This window comes from Aquitalea sp. ASV11 (assembly GCF_016429185.1).
GTDB lineage: Bacteria > Pseudomonadota > Gammaproteobacteria > Burkholderiales > Chromobacteriaceae > Aquitalea > Aquitalea pelogenes.
Map to the genome: position 1 here is coordinate 20,884 of NZ_JAELUD010000058.1, position 7,193 is coordinate 28,076.

Below are 7,193 nucleotides of genomic sequence, written 5' to 3' on the forward strand. Positions count from 1 at the left end.
CAGCCAACCGGTGAGCCCGCAGGAGAAACCCCATGCAGACTTTTGACACCCTGATCCGCCAGGTCAATCTGGTCGATGGCAGTGGCACACCGGCCCGCTGTTGTGATGTGGGCATCAGCCAGCAACGTATCAGCCTGATTGGAGATGCCAGTCAGCATACTGCCAGCCATGAAATCGACGGCCGCGGCCTGACCCTGGCACCCGGTTTTATCGATGTCCACACCCATGACGACACCATGGTCATCCGCCAGCCGCAGATGCTGCCCAAGCTCAGCCAGGGCATCACCACCGTGATTGTCGGCAACTGCGGCATCAGTGCATCGCCCGTCAGCCTGAAAGGCGCCCCGCCAGACCCGATGAACCTGCTGGGCCCGCAGGAAGCTTTCCGTTATCCGCGCTTTGCCGACTACCGCGCGGCGGTGGAGCAGGCCGAACCCGCCGTCAATGTAGCGGCGCTGGTGGGCCATACCGCCTTGCGCAGCAATCACCTGGACCGGCTGGATCGTACCGCCACCCCGGACGAAATCATCGCCATGCGCGCACAGCTGGCTGAAAGTCTGCGTGATGGCGCACTGGGACTAAGCACGGGCCTGGCCTATGCATCGGCTTTCAGTGCCGATAGCAGCGAAGTAGAGCAACTGGCAGCGGAGCTCAATAACAGTGGTGGCATCTATACAACCCACCTGCGCAGCGAGTTCGAACCGGTGCTCGAAGCGATGGACGAAGCCTGGCAAGTAGGCCGGCATGCCAACAGCCCGGTCATCGTGTCGCACATGAAATGCGCCGGCAAAGGTAACTGGGGGCGCAGCCCGCAACTGCTGGCTTCGCTGGAAAATGCCGCTCGCCAGCAGCAGGTAGGCTGCGACTGTTACCCCTACTCCGCCAGCTCCTCCACGCTGGACCTCAAACAAGTCACCAGCGATTTCGAGATTTTCATCACCTGGTCCACCCCGCATCCGGAAATGGCTGGCCAAACCCTGCAAGCCATCGCCGAACAATGGCAGCTGCCCTTGATGGACACCGCCCGCAAGCTGCAACCGGCAGGCGCGGTGTATCACGGCATGGACCCGGCAGACGTCGAGCGCATTCTCAGCCACCCGCTCACCATGGTGGGCTCGGATGGTCTGCCGGAAGACCCACTGCCCCATCCGCGTTTGTGGGGAGCATTTCCCCGCGTGTTGGGCCACTATTGCCGCGAGCGCAAGCTGTTCAGCCTGGAAACCGCCATTCACAAGATGACCGGCCTGTCGGCCAGCCGCTTTGCGCTGGATGAGCGCGGCCTGATCCGCCCTGGTTACTGGGCCGACCTGGTGCTGTTTGATGCCGACACCATTCATGACACCGCCAGCTTCCACTCACCGGTACAGCCTGCCCAAGGCATTGTCGCGGTCTGGGTGAATGGCACGCTCAGCTGGCAGCACACGGCGGCCACCGGTGCGCGGGCCGGGCGCTTTTTACCGCGTACCCGCGATATCCGCACCACCTTTCCCGTTACTCCCTCACTGTAATATTGCAAGGAAACCCAACATGAGCGATCTGAAACGCTATGGCATTGCCGGTGGCACCGGTGGCCAGACCATGCCCTTTGCCCGCGCGGTACAAGCCGCCGACGGCTGGCTGTATGTATCCGGCCAGACCCCGATGGTCAATGGCGAAGTGATTGAAGGCGGCATTGTCACTCAGTCCCACCAGTGCATCCAGAATGTAATGGCCATACTGAAGGAAGCCGGTTATGGCCCTGAGCATGTGGTGCGTTGCGGAGTGTGGCTGGATGACACCCGCGACTTTGCCTCGTTCAACCGGGTATTCCTGCAGTATTTTGGCGAACATCCGCCCGCCCGCGCCTGCGTACAATCCAGCATGGTGATTGACTGCAAGGTGGAAGTGGACTGCATCGCCTACAAGAAGCCCTAAGTCAAAACCCGGTCCCGCCTGGCCGTGGTCCGCATGACAACAGCCAGGCATCCCGTCACAGGAAAGACTGCAACATGCATATTGCCTGCCTTGGTGAAGGCATGATCGAACTGAGCGGTCAGCCACTACAGCGTCGCTTTGGTGGCGACACCCTGAACACTGCCATTTATCTGGCCCGCACTCTGGCCGGTAGCCCTCATCAGGTGCGCTACCTGACCGGCATGGGACAGGACAGCCTCAGCCGCCAGCTGTTGGCCGACTGGCAAGCCGAAGGCGTGGATGTCAGCCACATCGTCATCCAGCCGGGCAAGCTACCGGGCCTGTACATGGTGGAAACCGATGCCCGTGGCGAGCGCAGCTTCCTCTATTGGCGCAACGACAGTGCTGCACGCCATTACTTTGCCTCCGGCATCGACTTTGCCAGCCTGCTGCACACCGCACAGTTACAGGCCATCTACCTGTCAGGCATTTCGCTGGCGCTGTTCAACCAGCACGAACGCCAACGCCTGCTGGATGCCCTGCGCGACTTTGCCCGCGATGGCGGCAAAATCTGGTTCGACAACAACTTCCGCCCTTCGCTGTGGAACGCGGCACAGGCGCGTGCCGGTCACGAAGCCATCCTGGCGCTGGCCGATGTCGCCCTGCTGACCCTGGATGACGAACAGGCGCTCTATGGGCCGGAAAGTGCAGAAGCCGTCGCGGAACGCACACTGGCGCTGGGTTGCAAGGAAGTGGTGATCAAGCGCGGCGGCGAACCCTGCCTGCTGGCCAGTTCCGGCCTGCGTGAGGAAGTATTCGCCACTGCCGTGCCACAAGTGGTGGATACCACCGCCGCTGGTGATTCATTCGCCGCCGGTTATCTGGCTAGCCGGGTACTGGGATACCCACCCGCCCAGGCTGCAGGTTTTGCCCATCGCCTGTCTGCCGCCGTGATAGCCCACAGCGGTGCCATCATCCCGCGCCAAGCCATGCCGCAGCGCTAAGCCCCCTCCCATTGCAACAGATTCGTTCTGCTTGCGATGGGAAACACGCTGCACCATCAATATCGAACCAAGTACACACTTCAGCATTGCAGCGATTGACAATGTCTGGGTTCTTGCCATGCACATCAAACGCGAATGATTATCTTTAATAAAATCATCAAGGAAACGGTATGCTCAACGCGAAGACAGCCACCAAGCGCCATCGTCTAATCCAGTTGCTGACCCAACGCTTCAGCTTGCTATCCGACAAAGCCAGCGATCAGGAAATTGAACGACGCATTCGTGATGGCGTGGAACTGGCCGGCGCTACTCCATGGATATTGATGTTCGCCATCTTTATTGCGTCAGTTGGACTAAACGTCAACTCTACCGCTGTCATCATTGGCGCCATGCTGATTTCGCCACTAATGGGCCCAATCATGGGGGCCGGTCTGGGAATTGCAGTGTATGACTTCAATTTGGTCAAGCGCGCCTTGCTCAACCTAGGTATTGCCACCCTGATCAGCCTGGTCGTCTCCGCACTGTATTTTTCGGTATCGCCGCTACAAGATGCCCAATCCGAACTGCTGGCCCGCACCACCCCCAATGTTTGGGATGTGCTGATTGCCATATTTGGCGGTCTGGCAGGCATTGTCGGCATCACCCGGCAGGAAAAGTCCAATGTGATCCCAGGCGTAGCCATTGCCACCGCGCTGATGCCACCGGTGTGTACCGCAGGATACGGCGTGGCCACTGGACAATGGAACTTTGTCGGCGGCGCGCTCTACCTCTACACCATCAACTGCGTGTTCATCGGCCTGGCCACCACCATTGGCATCCGCCTACTGCGGCTGGAACGCCATGGTTTTACCGATGCCAGGATGGCAAAACGGGTCAAGCTGTCGCTGCTGGCCATTGCCCTTAGTACCGCGATTCCCAGCACCTACCTGGCGGTGGAACTGGTCAATGACGAAGTGTTCAAGAGCAATGCAAAACTGTTTATTAGCCGAGAATTCTCACTGCAGGAAACCCAGGTAGCCAGTTCGAAAATCAACCCAGCCACCCGCACTATCGAAGTTGCCCTGATCGGTGCACCGCTAAGCCAGACCAGTCTGCAAAGTATGCAGGGACGGCTGGCACAGGCCAAATTGGCGGATACGCATCTCGTTGTGCACCAGAGCGGCGACAACCGGATTGATGTCACTGCCCTCAAATCCAGCCTGCTGAGCGAGCTGTATCTGAACGGACAGGAGACGCTGCGCCAGAAGGATGAACAGATCAAAAAAATGCAGCAGGAGCTTGCCGTCAAAAACCTGCTGACCGAGCAGGCTGCCAGCATGGCTGCCGAACTGCAGGCACAATACCCGACGGTTACGGCCATCATCATCAGTGAGGGCTTCCGCTTCCAGCCCGATGCGGCCAGGGCCAAGTTGCTGCAACTCACCATCCACTCTGGTCGCCGTTTGAGCGACGATGAAAAAAGCCGTATCGAAAACTGGTTCCGCATTCGCAGCAAGACGGATGCCGTCGCCGTCAACTTTATCGAGCCTGCCGCCAGGCACGCCGTCCGCCACAAACGCAGCAAGACAGGAAAACAGCATAGCCATTGACCGGCTGCGCCGGAATATTCGCTAGCGCATTAAGCACACCATCACTGCTTCGGCATGGTGACCCGGAGACAAAAAAGTAGTGATCAAACGCGACGGCGAGCCCTGCCTGCTGGCCAGCACCGGGATGCGCACAGAAGTGCTGGCCACCGCCGTGCCACAGGTTGTGGACACCACGGCAGCCGGTGATTCGTTTGCCGCCGGTTATCTGGCGAGCAGAGTTCTGGGATACCCACCCACCCAGGCCGCAGCCTATGCGCACCGCCTGTCAGCGGCGGTGATTGCCCATGCTGGTGCCATCATCCCACGCGAAGCCATGCCACAGCGCTGAAGCAAACCTGCCGCAGCGTATCTCTCTGCCCATGCCTCAACAGGATCAGCCTGCTGGGGCATTTTTACCCTTCTTACCCCTGCCGGCAGGGGAATCGTATTTGGACTGGCAAAATTAATAGGAAATTTCCTATTAATTTCAACTTGATTTTAACGATACCATACCAAATACTAGTTTAGACAACCTAACGATATGCAGAACATGAGAAATGACCATTTGCGCTGCGTATGCGCCAAACAGCATTCAGGGAATTTTTTCCATGCAAAGCATCTACAGTAAAATTCAACAGAAAATTAATACCAAAGCAATATTAATTTTAATATCTGCATTATTTAACCTGTTTATATGCCATGCAGCCAATGCAGACACTGAGTACGGTCCAAATTGTGCATCATCCATTGCGGTAACCATCAATGTACCGTCCAACATCAATATTGCCACAATACCGGCCAATTCCCCGTTAATTACCCCACTAACAGACTGGTTCAGTCAGGGTGCACTTAGTTTTACCGGATGCAAGGCAGGAACATCAACCAACCCCAACTATATCAGATTCAACTCATCCCTTGCACCTACAGGAAAGTCATACACTGAAAATGGTCTAACATACCCTATATTGGATTTAGGCAATGGGATAGGATTGGTCATATCAGTTGAAAATATAGGAAACCCACAACCAACCAGAACACCAATTATTAGTTGGGGTTTTACAGATGTACCTATAGGCATTGATGGAGATTTTTTCACTCTATACCGTCTACGTTTTATCCGTTACAGCACTATTCCAAGCGGCAGTATTAGCATCCCTTCAACTGTACTCTTTCAACAAGAAGACTGGTACCATGTTTGGGCTAACGGCAAATATAGTCACAGATCATTTGATTATTTATCCAGTACTACAATTACTGTTCAGAACGCAAGCTGTTCGGTTAATACTGCAAACATTACTGTTCAACTACCCAACATACAACTAAAGCAGTTACCCAGCATTGGGGCCATCAGCAGTTCCACACCATTCAACATTGGGGTCACTTGCCCAAGCGCGGTCAATGTGTACATGACCATAACTGACAATAGCAATCCTGCATCCACATCAAACATTATTACGGCAGGCAATGGATCAACGGCTCAGGGCCTGGGTGTACAAATCATGAGAAATAATCTGCCCATTTACTTGGGAGCAGACTCTAGCATGGCAGGCAATACCAATCAGTTTTTTGTAGGAAACATATTAGGCAGCAAAACAATTCCTTTTACTGCCAACTACATTAGAACGGGAAATGTAGGGGCTGGCCAGCTCAAAGCATTTGCTACTTTCACAATGTCTTATCAATAAATATTTTTACTTTAACAAATACATCAAGGGAATCATGCAAAGGCGTTAGCTCTAAAACCAACATTAAGGTTTAACATCAACGTGCACGGATCTGATGGCGGTCTGAACACCCTCTCTGAGCCTATGTTACGCTCTCTCCAATGAACCAACCCTGCTATATCTCCGTCGTTTTATCGCTGCCAGGAGGTAAAGGTACTGCTACTGGGCTTGGCTTGGCTTGGCTTGGCTTGGCTTGGCTTGGCTTGGCTTGGCTTGGCTTGGCTTGGCTTGGCTTGGCTTGGCTTGGCTTGGCTTGGCTTGGCTTGGCTTGCAAATTCTGAACGAAGGTACGCCAATTGGCTATGGCCCGGACTCCAGCGCTGCTGGCAATACCAATCAATGGCAGGTGGCCAATATTGCACAAGGGGTCAGCAACTACTCCATTCCGCTGGGCGTGCGTTACATCCAGACCGGCAATACCGTCACCCCTGCCACGGTCAACGGACGTGCCACCTTTACCATGAGTTATCAATAAGTGCAGTCGGCTTGTATTCAGGGTGAACTGAAGTGCCGCTTCCACCACCAGCTGGTATCCGGTTTGACATTGCCGGACGGTAATTCGGTATTGCTGATTTGCGTGGTGTGCCAGCCGTTGGCGGCCAGCAGCTGGATGGCTTCGGCATGGTGACGCAGGAATAAGGCCTTGAAACTGCCATCGCGCTCGGCCAGTTTAAGGCCCTGCAGCACGCGCTTGGCCAATGGCGTGTTTTGTTTGCTGACCCAGAAATACACCGGGAAGGGAAAATAGATGGCCTTGGTTTTCTCCAGAGTCAGTCCGGGATAGCGCGGCAGTTGTTCCTTCATTTCGCTGCCCACCTCGTTCAGCCCGCGCGGGAAGGCATCAAAGCGGCCTGCGGCCAGCATCTCGAACAGGCTGTCATAGCCAATGGATGCGAGCATGTCGTAACCGTTGTTCTTCATGATGGGATAGTCGGCCCACTGGCTGTTAAGGCCCAGCCGGACACTGCTACGGAACTGCTGTGCATTCAAGCGGGCAATGCGGG

The 7,193-nt window shown here is 55.5% G+C and carries 6 protein-coding genes and 2 pseudogenes; 7 read left to right on the top strand and 1 reads right to left on the bottom strand.

Going from position 1 to position 7,193, the window contains the following annotated elements; translation table 11 throughout:
• Positions 1-32: 32 nt before the first annotated feature.
• The 7 genes and pseudogenes from JHD62_RS16355 to JHD62_RS16385 all read left to right on the top strand — a co-directional run bounded on the left by JHD62_RS16355 (position 33) and on the right by JHD62_RS16385 (position 6,664).
• The gene (locus tag JHD62_RS16355) at positions 33-1,508 is read left to right on the top strand and encodes an amidohydrolase family protein (RefSeq protein ID WP_199103795.1); all 1,476 of its coding nucleotides are present in this window, start codon (positions 33-35) and stop codon (positions 1,506-1,508) included.
• A gap of 19 nt (positions 1,509-1,527) precedes the next feature.
• Positions 1,528-1,914 carry a RidA family protein gene (locus tag JHD62_RS16360; RefSeq protein WP_178972229.1) on the top strand — a complete coding sequence of 129 codons (387 nt, stop codon included), beginning with the start codon at positions 1,528-1,530 and terminating at the stop codon, positions 1,912-1,914.
• 74 nt (positions 1,915-1,988) lie between these two features.
• A complete protein-coding gene (locus JHD62_RS16365) occupies positions 1,989-2,897 on the top strand; it encodes a sugar kinase (RefSeq protein WP_199103796.1) in 909 nt (302 codons plus the stop codon).
• Positions 2,898-3,067: 170 nt separating this feature from the next.
• Positions 3,068-4,486, top strand: coding sequence for a DUF389 domain-containing protein (locus tag JHD62_RS16370; RefSeq protein WP_199103797.1), 1,419 nt, complete (start codon positions 3,068-3,070; stop codon positions 4,484-4,486).
• 76 nt (positions 4,487-4,562) lie between these two features.
• A pseudogene (locus tag JHD62_RS16375) lies at positions 4,563-4,814 on the top strand (PfkB family carbohydrate kinase); the annotation flags it as partial.
• Positions 4,815-5,073: 259 nt separating this feature from the next.
• A complete protein-coding gene (locus JHD62_RS16380; protein ID WP_199103799.1) occupies positions 5,074-6,150 on the top strand; it encodes a fimbrial protein in 1,077 nt (358 codons plus the stop codon).
• 307 nt (positions 6,151-6,457) lie between these two features.
• Positions 6,458-6,664 (top strand): hypothetical protein, encoded by a 207-nt coding sequence (locus JHD62_RS16385; protein WP_199103800.1) that lies wholly within the window; start codon positions 6,458-6,460, stop codon positions 6,662-6,664.
• A 17-nt stretch (positions 6,665-6,681) separates the two neighbouring features.
• Here JHD62_RS16385 and JHD62_RS16390 read toward each other — a convergent pair.
• Positions 6,682-7,193: pseudogene (locus JHD62_RS16390) on the bottom strand (transporter substrate-binding domain-containing protein); the annotation flags it as partial.